This is a genomic window from Variovorax sp. Varisp36, assembly GCF_047304235.1.
Lineage (GTDB): Bacteria > Pseudomonadota > Gammaproteobacteria > Burkholderiales > Burkholderiaceae_C > Variovorax.
This window is the reverse complement of the sequence record NZ_JBGLYU010000011.1, coordinates 1-14,029: the sequence shown is the minus strand read 5'-3', so window position 1 is coordinate 14,029 and position 14,029 is coordinate 1. Positions and strand designations below refer to the sequence as shown.

Annotated in this window: 14 protein-coding genes; 8 read left to right on the top strand and 6 right to left on the bottom strand. The window is 66.6% G+C overall.

The window, feature by feature from the left end:
• Positions 1-1,395 carry a sensor histidine kinase gene (locus ACCD11_RS09205; protein WP_413313624.1) on the top strand — a complete coding sequence of 465 codons (1,395 nt, stop codon included), beginning with the start codon at positions 1-3 and terminating at the stop codon, positions 1,393-1,395.
• A gap of 12 nt (positions 1,396-1,407) precedes the next feature.
• Here the strand turns inward: ACCD11_RS09205 and ACCD11_RS09200 are convergent, their stop codons facing one another.
• From ACCD11_RS09200 to gstA, 6 genes are all read right to left on the bottom strand, one after another.
• A complete protein-coding gene (locus tag ACCD11_RS09200; protein ID WP_413313623.1) occupies positions 1,408-2,157 on the bottom strand; it encodes a VOC family protein in 750 nt (249 codons plus the stop codon).
• An 84-nt stretch (positions 2,158-2,241) separates the two neighbouring features.
• The gene (locus ACCD11_RS09195) at positions 2,242-2,727 is read right to left on the bottom strand and encodes a RidA family protein (protein WP_007833599.1); all 486 of its coding nucleotides are present in this window, start codon (positions 2,725-2,727) and stop codon (positions 2,242-2,244) included.
• A gap of 80 nt (positions 2,728-2,807) precedes the next feature.
• Entirely contained in the window at positions 2,808-3,911 is a 1,104-nt protein-coding gene (locus ACCD11_RS09190; protein WP_413313622.1) for an alkene reductase, read from the bottom strand.
• 85 nt (positions 3,912-3,996) lie between these two features.
• Positions 3,997-5,811 (bottom strand): acyclic terpene utilization AtuA family protein, encoded by a 1,815-nt coding sequence (locus tag ACCD11_RS09185; protein WP_413313621.1) that lies wholly within the window; start codon positions 5,809-5,811, stop codon positions 3,997-3,999.
• Positions 5,808-6,587: an enoyl-CoA hydratase/isomerase family protein gene (locus ACCD11_RS09180; RefSeq protein WP_413313620.1), complete on the bottom strand. Its 780-nt coding sequence runs from the start codon at positions 6,585-6,587 to the stop codon at positions 5,808-5,810. The genes ACCD11_RS09185 and ACCD11_RS09180 overlap by 4 nt, the downstream gene beginning before the upstream one ends.
• 154 nt (positions 6,588-6,741) lie before the next feature.
• Positions 6,742-7,350, bottom strand: coding sequence for a glutathione transferase GstA (gstA, locus tag ACCD11_RS09175; protein ID WP_413313619.1), 609 nt, complete (start codon positions 7,348-7,350; stop codon positions 6,742-6,744).
• A 182-nt stretch (positions 7,351-7,532) separates the two neighbouring features.
• Here gstA and ACCD11_RS09170 point away from each other — a divergent pair, with 182 nt between their 5' ends.
• The 7 genes from ACCD11_RS09170 (at position 7,533) to ACCD11_RS09140 (ending at position 13,738) form a co-directional block, all read left to right on the top strand.
• Positions 7,533-7,718, top strand: a complete 186-nt coding sequence (locus ACCD11_RS09170) for a DUF1328 family protein (protein WP_413313618.1) — start codon at positions 7,533-7,535, stop codon at positions 7,716-7,718.
• Positions 7,719-7,893: 175 nt separating this feature from the next.
• Entirely contained in the window at positions 7,894-9,855 is a 1,962-nt protein-coding gene (gene mnmG, locus ACCD11_RS09165; RefSeq protein WP_413313617.1) for a tRNA uridine-5-carboxymethylaminomethyl(34) synthesis enzyme MnmG, read from the top strand.
• Positions 9,852-10,505, top strand: a complete 654-nt coding sequence (gene rsmG, locus ACCD11_RS09160) for a 16S rRNA (guanine(527)-N(7))-methyltransferase RsmG (protein ID WP_007833587.1) — start codon at positions 9,852-9,854, stop codon at positions 10,503-10,505. Before mnmG ends, rsmG begins: the two co-directional genes overlap by 4 nt.
• A gap of 126 nt (positions 10,506-10,631) precedes the next feature.
• A complete protein-coding gene (locus ACCD11_RS09155) occupies positions 10,632-11,246 on the top strand; it encodes a LysE family transporter (protein ID WP_413313616.1) in 615 nt (204 codons plus the stop codon).
• Positions 11,247-11,267: 21 nt separating this feature from the next.
• Positions 11,268-12,188 carry a ParA family protein gene (locus ACCD11_RS09150; protein WP_007833577.1) on the top strand — a complete coding sequence of 307 codons (921 nt, stop codon included), beginning with the start codon at positions 11,268-11,270 and terminating at the stop codon, positions 12,186-12,188.
• Between the two features lie 42 nt (positions 12,189-12,230).
• Positions 12,231-12,776, top strand: coding sequence for an RBBP9/YdeN family alpha/beta hydrolase (locus tag ACCD11_RS09145; RefSeq protein ID WP_413313615.1), 546 nt, complete (start codon positions 12,231-12,233; stop codon positions 12,774-12,776).
• The gene (locus tag ACCD11_RS09140) at positions 12,776-13,738 is read left to right on the top strand and encodes a ParB/RepB/Spo0J family partition protein (RefSeq protein ID WP_413313614.1); all 963 of its coding nucleotides are present in this window, start codon (positions 12,776-12,778) and stop codon (positions 13,736-13,738) included. Before ACCD11_RS09145 ends, ACCD11_RS09140 begins: the two co-directional genes overlap by 1 nt.
• The last annotated feature ends 291 nt before the right edge of the window (positions 13,739-14,029 follow it).

Sequence of the window (14,029 nt, the reverse complement as noted above, 5' to 3'; positions counted from 1 at the left end):
GTGACCGAACAGACGACAGAACCGCAGCCCTCGGCCGTTCGTGCGCCATCGCTCACGCGGCGCGTGCTGCGCAACGTGCTGGTGCCGCTGGCGCTCACGTGGATGGTCGGTGCGGTCATCGCGCTGGTCATCGCCAACTATTTTTCCGAGCAGGCCTTCGACCGCGGCATGCTCGACGACGCTTATGCGCTGTCGGCCAACGTGCAGGCGGGCGAACGCGGCATCGAGCTGCTGCTGACGCCGCGCGAGGTGGCCACCGTGCTTTTCGACCAGGTCGACAAGGTGTACTTCGCGGTCCAGCGGCTCGACGGCACGCTGATCTCCGGGCAGCCGGGCCTGCAGGCGCCGTTGCCGGCGGACGGGGCGCGCTACCGCTTCGCCGACATCAACTACGAGGGCAGCGTGCTGCGCGCCGTGGTGCTCGAGCACGACGCCGAGCCCGACATCAGCATGCCGTACCGCGTGGTGATCGCGCAGACCACGCTGAGCCGGACCGCACTGGTGCGGCAGTTGCTGGGCTACGCGCTGGCGCCGCAGATCGTGCTGCTCATCCTGCTGGCCATCTGGCTCTGGTACGGCATCCGCAGCGACCTGCGGCCGCTCGGCGACCTGCAGCGCGCGCTCGACCGGCGCGACGTGCGCGACCTGTCGCCGGTGGCGGTGGCGCAGACCTCGCGCGAGATCCAGCGCCTGGGCAACGCGGTCAACTCGCTGTTCGAGCGGCTCGGCCACAGCGTGCAGGCGCAGCGCGAGTTCGTGGGCAACGTGGCGCACGAACTGCGCACGCCGCTGGCGGGCATCCGCGCGCTGGCCGAGTACGGGCTGGCGCAGCACGACACCAATGTGTGGCGCGAGCAGCTGGAGCGCGTCTCGGAACGGCAGGCGCGCGCCAGCCACCTGATCGACCAGCTGCTGGCGCTGGCGCTGGCCGAGGAGGCGCGTACCGAGCTCAAGCGCGTGCCGGTGCGGCTCGACGTGCTGGCCGAGCAGACGGTGCTGCGGCACCTTGCGCGCGCCGACGCGCGTGGTGTCGACCTGGGCGCGCGGGGCCTCGACGACGGCGTGGTCGTGCAAGCCAACGAGGCGCTGGTCGAAGGCATCCTCGACAACCTGATCGACAACGCGCTGCGCTATGGCGGGCGCACCATCACGGTCGAGCTCGCGGGCCACACGCTGAGTGTGATCGACGACGGGCCGGGCATTCCGCTGGAGGCGCAGCGCGACCTGATGCAGCGCTGGGCGCAGGGTCCGGCCGGCGAGAAGCTGGGGCAGGGCTCGGGACTGGGGCTGTCGATCGTGGCGCGCTATGCCGAGCTGCTGGGCGCCGAGCTGAGGCTCGAAGCGGCGGAGCCCACTGGCTTGCGCGTCAGCGTGGCATTCGGCGAAGCGGGCTGAAGCGCCGGCAAGCTAGAGCGGCGTACCCTGGTGGAACGCCATGCGCCAGCGGCCATGCCGGCGCTTCCACAGAGAGCTGCGCAGCGAGTCCGCTGCAGGCCGCTGCGCAATGGCTTGGCGGTGCGCGCGGTAGGTGACCAGTGCCACGTCGGGTGCCACGCGCAGCACGCGAAAGTCCGACATCGTGCGTGCCGAAAAGGCCTCGCCACGCAGCGCATCGATGATGGCATCCCGCGTCCAGACCGCGCCGGAGACGCCAAGTTCGTGGAAGTCGTCGTCGAGCAGTTCTTCGAGTTTCGCGGCGCTCGCGCGCACCTCGCGAAGATGCAGTGCGCCTTCGAGTTCGAACAGCAGCGCCTCGAGGTTCCCGGCCGGCGCGGCCTCGTAGAGTTCGAGCGGAAGACCGTCGGGATCGGCGAAGAAGGTGAAGCGGCGGCCCGTGTATTCGTCGATGCGCAGCGGCTCGACCGCGATGCCTTGCGATGCGAGTTCATCGGCCGCAGCCTGCACGTCGTGCACTTCGAACGACAGGTGGCGCAGCCCTTGCGCTTCGGGCCGCGTGGGTCGCGCGGGCGCACCGGGAAAGGAAAAGAGTTCGATCTGCGAGCCGTCGGGCAGGGCGAGGTCGAGCTTGTACGAGTCGCGCGCGGCGCGATGGTTTTCGGCGACCACGCGCAGGCCGAGCACCTCGGTGTAGAAGTGCTTCGACACCACGTAGTCGGCGCAGATGATGGCGGCGTGGTGAATGCGGTCGAGTTGCATCGGAAGGATCAATTCAAAGGCTTGCGCAGGAACACGCGGGCTGTGCGGCGATCAGGTCGATCAGAAAGCCTTTGTCGGCGGGGCTCATGCGCCGATTTCCACCTCGCCCTCGATCTCGACCGGGATGTTGAACGGCAGCTCCGCCATGCCCACCGCACTGCGGGCATGCGCGCCGATGTCGGGGCCGAACAATTCGAGGATCAGGTCGGAGAAGCCGTTGATGACGGCGGGCTGCCTGTCGAAGCCGGGTGCGCTCGCGACCATGCCGAACACGCGCGTCCACGCGGTGATGCGGTCGAGGTCGCCGAGGGCGCGCTGCAGGCTGCCGAGCATCGCGAGTGCCGTGAGGCGCGCGGCTGCGCAGCCCTGCTCGACGTTCAGTTCGCGGCCCAGCTTGCCGAGCGGTGCGGCGATGGTGCCATCGGCGTTGAGCGGACCGTGGCCGGAGATCAACGCGCGGCGGCCGACGACGCGCACGAACTGGAAGGGGAGGATGACGCCGGCCGGCGGGATCGCAGGCGGCGGCAGCACGAGGCCGAGCGAGGCCAGTCGTTGCGCAATGAGGGCCATGGCATTTCTCTCCTGTCGGCGGATGACGGCGGATGGATGGGTCCGCCGCATCTTGCCATGGCCCCGTACCACGGCGTGGCTCAGGCCAGTGCCGGATAGTCCGTGTAGCCCTTCGCGCCGCCGCCGTACATGGTGGCCTTGTCGAGCTCGTTGAGCGGCGCGTTTTCGCGCAGGCGGCGCACGAGGTCGGGGTTCGAGATGAAGGGCTTGCCGAAGGCCACGAGGTCATCGCCTTCCTTCAGCGCTTCCTCGGCCAGCGGTCGGTCATAGCCGTTGTTGACCATCCATGCGCCCTTGCCGCCGGCTTGGCGGTACGCGGCCTTGAGGGCCTCGTAGTCGAAGGGGCGGTCTTCGATTTCGCGCGGGCCGCCGGTGGCGCCTTCGATGATGTGGATGTAGGCCAGGTCGAGCGCGGCGAGCTGCTTCACCACGTAGGTGAACAGCGGCTGCGGGTTGCTGTCGTGCGCGTCGTTGGCAGGCGTCACGGGCGACAGGCGGATGCCGGTCTTGCCGCCGCCGACGGCGTCGACCACGGCGCGCGCGGATTCGAGCAGCAGGCGGGCGCGGTTCTCGATGCTGCCGCCGTAGTCGTCGGTGCGCTTGTTGCTGCCGTCCTTCAGGAACTGGTCGAGCAGGTAGCCGTTGGCACCGTGAAGTTCCACGCCGTCGAAGCCGGCGGTCTCGACCGCGCTGCGTGCAGCCACCGCATAGGCGTGCACGATGCCGGGCAGCTCGCCCGCATCCAGCGCGCGCGGTTCGGAGGTCTCGACGAAGGTCGGCACGCCGTCCTTGATGAGCACGGTCTTGGTCCTGGCGGTGATGGCCGAGGGGGCGACGGGCTTGCCGCCACCGGGTTGCAGTTCGCTGTGCGAGACGCGGCCCACGTGCCACAGCTGCACCACGATCTTGCCGCCCTTGGCGTGCACGGCGTCGGTCACGCGCTTCCAGCCGTCGAGCTGTTCCGTGCCGTAGAGGCCGGGCACGTCGGCGTAGCCCTGGCCCTGGTGGCTGATGGCGGTGGCTTCGGTGATGAGCAGGCCGGCGCTGGCGCGCTGGGCGTAGTAGGTGGCGGCGAGGTCGGGCGGGATCGCATTCGGCGAGCGGTTGCGCGTGAGCGGCGCCATGACGATGCGGTTGGCGAGCTTCAGGTCGCCGGCCTGGATGGGGTCGAAGAGGTTGGACATCGTGCGATCAATGGCAGAGTTGGAACAGGCGCAAGGCTAAGCGCCCGGCCTCAACCCTGCTGTCGCACGGTTGTCCCGAATGGTGCTAGAGAAGCAGCGCCAGCAGTGCCGGGCTCACGCGCAGCGGCATGGCGAGCAGGATCTGACCCATGCCCTTGCCGAGCGGGTCGTTGCGCAGCGAGGCCATGCCGCCGCCGCCCAGCGCCTGTTCGCAGACGAAGTTGAAGGCATCGATGCCCGGCACCTCGTAGCGCGTGACGCGGCCCTTGACAAGGTGTGCGAGCCATTCGGCCACGCGCGCCTCGGTGAGCTGTTCGCGCAGCAGCGGCAGCAGGGCGGGGTGGCGTGCGATGACGCCGACGTTCGAGGTGTCGCCCTTGTCGCCGCTGCGCGCCCATGCGAGGCGCAGCAGCGTCACTTCGACGGCGTCCGCGGGCACAGGTGCTTCATGCGTTTCCGTGGCTCTGGCAGGCTGTGAAACGGACCCGGCGTGCGGCGCAGGCGCTGTGGCGCGGGGCACGTCGATGCACACGCCGTCGATGCCGACGCGAGCCTCGACCTGCGACTTGTCGAGCAGGAATGCGTACTGCCGGATCGATGGGGAGACCGAGGCGCGCCCGCCGCCCGCGCCGGTGGTGCCGGGCGCCCACGAGGTGCCGGCCGGCGCGACCTCGCGCGCGAACAGTTCCAGGGCTTCCTTGCGCGAATGCGTCACCGCGAGCCGCAGCACAGCTTCGCGCGTCTGCAGGGCCCGAGCATGCGGGCCGTAGCATGACTCCGCGCCGAGTACTTCGAGCAGTGCGCCGCTGTAGGGGCCGAATCCCTGCTGCGAGAACAGCGCACCCGTGCGCGCGAGGATCGCCTCGCCCGTGCGCCTGGCCTTGGCCACCGCATCGAAGCCGACGATGGTGAGCTGCGCCGCGGCTTTGAAGCCGTCGACATAAGTGGCGCAGACCTTGTAGCTCGCGGTCGGCGCACGCCCGCGCGCGCCGTGCACGCGCACGCGGTGTTCGCCGGCCTGCTCGATGCGCACCTGCGTGAAGTCGGCCACCACGTCGGGCAGCAGGTAAGCCGCGGGATCGCCGATCTCGTAGAGCATCTGCTCACCCACCACCGCGGGCGTGAGCTTGCCGCCGGTGTCAGCGGGCTTGGTGACGACGAAGCTGCCGTCGGCGCTGCATTCGACGATGGGGTAGCCGATATTGGGCCAATCGGGCACGGTGTCCCAGTCGGTGTGCAGGCCGCCGGTGGCCTGGCAGCCGCATTCGATGATGTGGCCCGCGAGGCTGCCGGCCGCGAGCAGGTCGAAGTCGCCCGGCTGCCAATTGAATTCGTGCATGAGCACGCCGAGCGTGACGGCCGAGTCGACGCAACGCCCGGTGATGACGACCTGCGCGCCCGCATCGAGCGCGGCCTGGATCGGCCGTGCGCCCAGATAGGCGTTGGCAGTGAGCACGCGTTCGGGCAAGGCGGCGCCGCTCTGCAGCTCGCGCACGGGCGGCTGCGACTGGCGCAGCTGCGGCAGCAGCGGGGACACGTCGTCGCCGCTCACCACAGCGATCTTCAGCGCGATGCCCTGTTCGGCGGCCAGCGCCGCGAGCGCATCGGCGCAGCCCTGCGGGTTCACGCCGCCGGCGTTGCTCACCACGCGGATGCCTTGTTTCACGACGTCCTTCAGCACGGCCTTCATCGCGACGGAGACGAAGTCGGTGGCATAGCCCAGCTCGGGCTTCTTGAGCCGCGCGCCCGCGAGGATCGACATGGTGAGTTCGGCAAGGTAGTCGAACACGAGGTAGTCGACCTGCCCGCTGCCCACGAGCTGCGGCGCGCCCACGCTGCTGTCGCCCCAGAAGCCGGAGGCGCCGCCGATGCGGACGGTGCGTTCGTTGCCGCTGTTCATCGGCCGCTCCATTGCGGCTTGCGCTTCTCGCGGAAGGCGAGTTGTCCCTCGGCCGCATCTTCGGTGAGTGCGAACAGGCCGATCTGGCTTTCGGTGAAGGCCATCGATTCCTCGAAGGCCATCGCCTCGATCTTCTTCATCGTGTAGAGGCCGCGCCGGATGGCGGCGGGCGACTTGTCGAGCATGCGGCCGAGCAGCCAGTCGACGCTTTCGTCGACGTCGTCGCTCACGCGGTTCACGAGCCGCAGTTCGAGCGCCTGCGCGGCGGTGATGGGTTCGCCGGTGATGCACATCTCGGCCAGCACCCGGCGCGGCAGCAGGCCGCCGAGCACGCTGAGCACCTGCGCAGGAAAGAGGCCGACCTTCACCTCGGGCAGGCCGAACACGGCCTGGCTGCTGGCCACCGCCATGTCGCACATCGCCATGATCCCCATGCCGCCCGCCATGCAGGCGCCGTTGACGCGGGCTATCAGCGGCACGGTCGACTGGCGTGCCTGGCGGAACAGGTTGGCGATGTTCTGGTAAGGCGCGGCATAGTCGAACTTGAAGGAAGTGCCGCTGTGCAGGTCGGCGCCTGCGCAGAAGGCGCGTGTGCCGGCGCCGGTGATGACCACGGCGCGCACGGCGTTGTCGCTGTTGGCGCGGGCAAGAGCGTCCGACAGCCGCGCGACCACCGCGCCGTTGATCGCATTTCGGCGCTCTTCCCGGTCGATGGTGAGCCACATGACGGGCCCTCGCATCTCTTCGCGCAGTTCGGGAGGGGTCTTCTCGGGCATGGTGGAGATTCCTTCTTCGGTCTTCTGAAGCCTTCCCGTAGCGTGCGCCATAAAAAAAGCCGCATCGTGCGGCTTGTGGCTGAAGCGATGCGGGTTTTCCCTAGGAGGAGCCTCGCTCGCTTCGTTGCTTCTGCACGCTTTCGCGTGCTTCGGCTTACTTCAGGAGGCCTTCGGCCTTCATCGCTTCCTGTACGGCGGGCCGGGCACCCACGCGTGCGTGCCAGGCCAGCAGGTTGGGAAAGTCAGAGATGTCGACGCCGGTCGGCTTGGTCCAATTGGTGACGGTGAACAGGTAGCCGTCGGCCACGCTGAAATGATCGCCCATCAGGAACGGCTTGCTGGCCAGTTCGCCGTCGAGCCACTGGAAGCGCGACTTGAGCTTGTCCTTGAAGATGCCCTTGGCTTCTTCGGGCATGCCCGGGTTGAACAGGGGGCTGAAGCCCTTGTGCACTTCGGTGCCGATGAAGGTCAGCCACTCCTGCAGGCGGTAGCGTTGCATGGTGCCGGCGGCCGGCGCGAGGTTCTTGGTGGGGGCGAGGTCGGCGATGTACTGGAGGATGGCCGGGCCTTCGCGCAGGCGGGCGCCGTCGTCGAGTTCGAGCATCGGCACGTAGCCCAGCGGATTGATGCCGTAGTAGTCGGTGCCGTCCTGCAGCTTGTGGCTCTTGGTGCTGGCCAGTACCGGCTCGAAGGCGAGGCCTGCCTCGTGCAGCGCGATGTGAGGGGAGAGCGAGCAGGCGCCTGGCGAGTAATACAGCTTCATTCGAAAAAACTCCAATGGATGACGGAGGTTGATTTTGTGGGAGACCGCAGCGGATGCTAGCGGGTTTGGCAACCTCGCGTTCTTGTCCTACGGCGGCTCGCGCGCGGTGACCATCGAGCGTATCGACCGCTCTTCTAAGCTCCGCGGCACGGTGGCATGAGGCTGCCGGAAGGAGTTTCCGAATGTTGAAGTACGCGATCATTTTTGCGGGCATCTCCCTTGTGGCCGCGTTGCTGGGCTTTGGTGGCGTGGCAGCGGGTGCTGCCGGCATTGCGAAGCTGCTGTTCGGCTTGTTCCTGGTACTGGCGGTTCTGTTCATCGTGCTGGCCGCGCTTGGCATTGGCGCGGTGAAGAAGACGCTCGATTGATGCAGCCCGATTGCTATAAAGTACATAGCAATCTGTTCAATGACAACGGGCGTTGGGGCGCAACTGGGCAGGCGCCCCTAGCTTGTCCACACAGCGGGCGCAAAGGGGCCTGGACGATTAAAATTGGCGCCCCCTTTTGCGCCGCGCACGCGTCAGTTGTGCGCTCCCATTTCAAATGCTGTATCCCAAAGAATTCGACGTGATCGTCGTTGGCGGCGGCCATGCCGGCACCGAAGCCGCGCTCGCTGCCGCGCGCATGGGCGCCAAGACACTGCTGCTCTCCCACAACATCGAGACGCTGGGGCAGATGAGCTGCAACCCGTCGATAGGCGGCATCGGCAAGGGCCACCTCGTGAAGGAGGTCGATGCGCTCGGCGGCGCGATGGCAATTGCGACGGACGAAGCCGGTATCCAGTTCCGTATTCTCAACTCGAGCAAGGGCCCGGCCGTGCGCGCCACCCGTGCGCAGGCCGACCGGATCCTGTACAAGGCAGCGATCCGCCACCGCCTGGAAAACCAGCCGAACCTGAGCCTGTTCCAGCAGGCAGTCGACGACCTGATGGTGGAGGGCGATCGCGTGGTCGGCGCCGTCACGCAAGTGGGCATTGCCTTTCGCGCGCGCACGGTGGTGCTGACCGCGGGCACTTTTCTCGATGGCCGTATCCACGTCGGCCTCGATAACTACCAGGCTGGCCGGGCGGGCGATCCGCCGGCGATCAGCCTGTCGGCGCGGCTCAAGGAGCTGAAGTTGCCGCAGGGCCGCCTGAAGACCGGCACGCCGCCGCGGCTCGACGGCCGCAGCATTGATTTTTCGAAGTGCACCGAACAACCGGGCGACGGCATGCCTGGTGGGGCAGGGCCGATGCCGGTGTTCAGCTTCATGGGCCGCACCGACATGCACCCGCGGCAAATGCCCTGCTGGATCACCCACACCAACGCGCGCACGCACGAGATCATCCGCTCGGGTTTCGACCGCAGCCCCATGTTCACGGGCAAGATCGACGGCGTGGGTCCGCGCTACTGTCCCAGTGTGGAAGACAAGATCAACCGCTTTGCGGACAAGGAAAGCCACCAGATCTTCCTGGAGCCCGAGGGACTGACGACCAACGAGTACTACCCGAACGGGATCTCGACCAGCCTGCCGTTCGACATCCAGTACCAGCTGGTGCGCTCGATGCCGGGCCTGGAGAACGCGCACATCCTGCGGCCTGGCTACGCCATCGAGTACGACTACTTCGATCCGCGCGAACTCAAGAGCAGCTTCGAGACCCGCTCGGTCAAGGGCCTGTTCTTTGCCGGGCAGATCAACGGTACGACCGGGTACGAAGAAGCCGCTGCCCAGGGCCTGTTCGCCGGCATCAACGCCGCGCTGCAGTGCCGTGGCGAAGACGCCTGGCTGCCGCGTCGCGACGAGGCCTACCTGGGCGTGCTGGTCGATGACCTGATCACCAAGGGTGTGACCGAGCCTTACCGCATGTTCACGAGCCGCGCCGAGTTCCGTCTGCAGCTGCGCGAGGACAACGCCGATATGCGCTTGACCGAAGCAGGGCGCAAGCTTGGCTTGGTCGACGACGCACGGTGGGACGCTTTCAGCCGCAAGCGTGATGCTGTTTCACGTGAAACAGAGCGTCTCAAGTCGATCTGGGTGAACCCGCGCAACCTGCCGGCCGCCGAGTCGGAGCGGGTGCTGGGGAAGGCCATCGACCATGAATACAACCTGGCCGACCTGCTGCGCCGGCCCGACGTGAGCTACGAAACGCTGATGTCACTGGACGGCGGCAAGTACAACGCGCAGGTGGCGCTGAGCGAAACCGAGATCGAGCAGATCGAGATTTCGGCCAAATACTCAGGCTACATCGAGCGCCAGCACGACGAGGTGGAGCGCGCAGCGCACTTCGAAAACCTCAAGCTTCCCGCCGACTTCGACTATGGCCAAGTCAAGGCGCTGAGTTTCGAGGTGCGGCAGAAGCTGGACAAGCACCGTCCCGAGACCTTGGGTTTGGCCTCACGTATCTCCGGTGTGACGCCAGCCGCCATTTCTTTGCTGATGATTCATCTGCGCAAGGGTGGCCACAAGGCCTTTGCCAGCGACACCGCCACCACGGAAGCAGCCACCGAGCCGCAGTCTGCGGAATGACGGCGCCGATCGATACGCTGCGCGCAGGCGCGGCTGCGATGGGAGTCGCCCTGTCCGACAGCCAGGGCGAGCGCCTCTTGGCTTACGGCACGCTGATGCTCAAGTGGAACAAGGTCTACAACCTCACGGCCTTGCGCGATCCGGCCAGCGTACTCACACACCACCTGCTCGACAGTCTTGCGGCCATCGCACCGCTGCAACGCGAGTGGGCAGGGAAGGGCAAGTTGCTCGATGTCGGCTCCGGCGGCGGTTTGCCCGGCGTGGTGATCGCCATCATGCGGCCCGACCTCGAGGTGAGCTGCCTCGATGCGGTCGCCAAGAAGGCGGCCTTTGTCCAGCAAGTGGCAGCCGAACTGGAACTGCCGAACCTTCGCGGACTGCACGCCCGAGTCGAATCCCTGGCTGGCAGCTACGAGGTCATCAGCTCGCGCGCCTTCGCATCGTTGCCAGACTTCTTCAACGGTTCGATGAACCTCCTCGCGCCCGGCGGCGTTTGGTTGGCCATGAAGGGCAAGGTGCCCAACGATGAACTTGCAATCTTGCCCAAGGGCGTCAAAGTGTTTCACGTGGAACAACTGACGGTTCCGGGCCTGGATGCCGAGCGTTGCATCGTTTGGGCGCGCAAGGACCTCGCCCAAATCAGCGACTGAATACGCAAAAGAAGCGGCGGCACCGGTAAAAGCCGGTGTCGGAACAGTCTCTGTGACGGCGTGCTCGCTTAGACTCGATGCCTCCCTTCGGTCTCTCTTCCGACTCGCTTTTTCGAGGCAAAACCCATGTTCGGCATTGCTGACTACGGCGCATTCGTCGCCGCCATCGTCCTGTTTCTTCTGATTCCCGGTCCGGGCAATCTGGCGCTGATCACCTCGACCAGCAAGGGCGGCATCCGAGGCGGCCTGGCTGCGACGGCCGGCGTCATCATCGGCGACCAGTTTCTGCTGTGGGCGGCGGTGGCTGGCGTGTCGGCCGTGATGGCGGCTTACCCGGCCGCCTTCAAGGCTGTGCAGTGGCTGGGTGCTGCCTATCTGGCCTGGATGGGCATCAAGATGCTGCTGGCCAAGCCCGGTTCGGCACCCATCCTCAATATCAAGCCCAGCCATTTCATGCGCCAGGCGTTCACCATCACGCTGCTGAACCCAAAGGCGATCGTGTTCTACATGGCTTTCTTCCCGCTGTTCGTGGATCCGGCCCGGCACCAGGGCCTGATCACCTTCGGCGCAATGGCGGTGACCATCGCCGCGCTGACTTTCCTGTACGGCCTGACCTCCACGCTGCTCACGCATTTCCTGGCCGAGCGCATCCGCGCGAATCCCCGCATTTCCACTACGCTCGAAAAGCTTGCCGGCAGTTTCCTGATCGCCTTCGGCGTCAAGCTCGCAATCTCGCGCTGATCGATCGATCCCGGTACTCACATGGCCAAGATTTTCTGCATCGCCAACCAAAAGGGCGGCGTCGGCAAGACCACTACCACCGTCAATCTGGCCGCCGGCCTCGCCAAAGTCGGCCAGCGCGTGCTGATGATCGACCTCGATCCGCAGGGCAATGCCACCATGGGTTCGGGCATCGACAAGCGCCAGCTGGAGCTGACGGTGTACGACGTGCTGCTCGAATCGGCCTCGGTGTCCGAGGCCCGCGTCAAGGCGGACAAGCTGGTGGAGGGTGGTTGCGGCTACGACGTGCTGGGCGCCAACCGCGAACTGGCCGGCGCGGAAGTCGAGATGGTGGCACTCGATCGCCGAGAGAAGCGCCTGCGCACCGCGCTGGCCGCCGTCGGTGCCGAGTACGACTTCGTGCTGATCGACTGCCCGCCGAGCCTGAGCCTGTTGACGCTGAACGGCCTGTGCGCCGCCCACGGCGTGATCGTGCCGATGCAGTGCGAATACTTCGCGCTCGAAGGGCTGACCGACCTGGTCAACACCATCAAGCAGGTGCACGCCAACCTCAACAAGAACCTGCAGATCATCGGCTTGCTGCGCGTGATGTTCGATCCGCGCATCACGCTGCAGCAGCAAGTGAGCGAGCAGCTCAAGTCCCACTTCGGCGACAAGGTGTTCGACACGGTGATTCCGCGCAATGTGCGGCTGGCCGAGGCACCAAGCTACGGACTGCCGGGCGTGGTGTTCGATCCGGCCGCCCGCGGCAGCCAGGCCTTCATTGCCTTTGCCCAGGAGCTGATCGACAAGATGCCACCCGCAAGCGCTTTTGCCTCGGGCGCGGTGGCACCGCCGATCGCACCGGTCACGCGCATTGCGCCGGACCTGCCCATTCCCGACGACGTGATGGCGCCTGCTGTCGCGCCTGCATCCGATTCCACCAGTGAAAACAACGCCTGACGCATGCCACCGGCTGGCAATGCGCTATCGAGTTAGTAGCAAATGACAGATCCTCGCATCCTGCTGCTGCCAGGTTGGCAGAACAGCGGCCCCGGCCATTGGCAAACCCTGTGGGAGTCGGTTCACGGTGATCGCCGTGTCGAGCAGCACGATTGGATGCGACCGCTGCGCGGCGACTGGTCTGCGCGGCTCGAAGAAGAGGTGCTGGCCTCGCCCGGCCCGGTGGTTCTTGCGGCACACAGCCTCGGCTGCATCCTCGTCGCGGCCTGGGCCGCGCATTCGCGCAACACGCACAAGGTGCGCGGTGCGCTGCTGGTGGCACCTGGCGATGTGGAGCGCGACGACCTGCGCCAGCTGATTCCAGGCTGGGCACCGATCGTGCGCAAGCCGCTGCCGTTTCCGGCGGTGATGATCGCCGCCAACGACGACCCGTACTGCGAAGCCCCGCGCTCGCAGCAGCTCGCCAGGGATTGGGGGGCGCGCTTCATCGATGCCGGCCCGGGCGGCCACCTGAATGCTGAATCCGGCCTCGGCGACTGGCCTGAAGGACGGAAGCTCCTGAACGAAATCTCGAAAGAAAAGAACTGATGGCGACCAAGAAACCCAAGGGCCTGGGCCGCGGCCTCGAGGCGCTGCTCGGCCCGACGGCCGCGCCTTCCGTCGACAACGGATTGAACGGCAACGTGGGCCCGGAAGAGGGCGGCGCGCCAAGGAACCCGAACACGCTGATGCTCGAGCAGATGGTTGCTGGCGTCTACCAGCCGCGCACGCGCATGGACGAAGGCGCGCTCTACGAGCTGGCAGAGAGCATCAAGGTGCAGGGCATCATGCAGCCGATCCTGGTGCGCCGGCTCGATGCCGAATCGGCTGCCACCAAGAACGCGGAATACGAAATCATCGCGGGCGAGCGCCGTTTTCGCGCCGCCAGGCTCGCGGGCCTCGACAGCGTGCCGGTGCTGGTGCGCGACGTGCCCAACGAGGCCGCGGCGGCGATGTCGCTGATCGAGAACATCCAGCGCGAAGACCTCAATCCGCTCGAAGAAGCCCAAGGTCTGCAACGCCTTGTGAGTGAGTTTGGGCTCACTCACGAGCAAGCGGCGCAGGCTGTGGGCCGCTCGCGCAGCGCGGCCAGCAACCTGCTGCGCCTGCTGAACCTGGCCGAACCCGCACAGCAGATGCTGATGGCCGGCGACATCGACATGGGCCACGCCCGCGCGCTGCTGTCGCTCGATCGCGGCACGCAGATCACGGCGGCCAACCAGATCGCCGCCAAGAAGATGTCGGTGCGCGAGGCCGAGTCGCTGGTGAAGAAGCTCGCGGCCGAGTTCACGCTCACGCCATCGCGGCGCAGCAACGACGGCGAGAAGTCGCGCGACCTGCAGCGCGTGGAAGAAGAACTGGCCGACCTGCTCACCGCCGAGGTCGAGGTGCGCATCAAGAAGCGCAGCAAGCGCGGCGGCCGGGTCGAGGAAAGCGGCGAGCTCGCCATCCACTTCGGCTCCATCGAGGCCCTCAACGGATTGATCGAGCGCATCCGCCGAACGGCCTAGTGTTGTGAACCGAGGGGCTGGCGTTCGTTTGATTGATCCCTGCAATCCTTTGCGCGTATCCTCGACCGCTGTTTTTCCAACCCCAGATTTCTTGAATAAACGGAGGGAGTCCACCATGCTGTTCACCAAGTTCCCGCTCGCGGCCATCACCGTCGGCGCACTTCTCCTCACCGGTTGCGCGGCGACCGACATGCAGATGGGCAGCCAGTCGGCTAAGACCATGGCCACCGGCAGCGCCGCAGGCAGCGCCACCGCCGGCGAAAGCAGCCAGCTCGAGCGCTGCGAATCGCC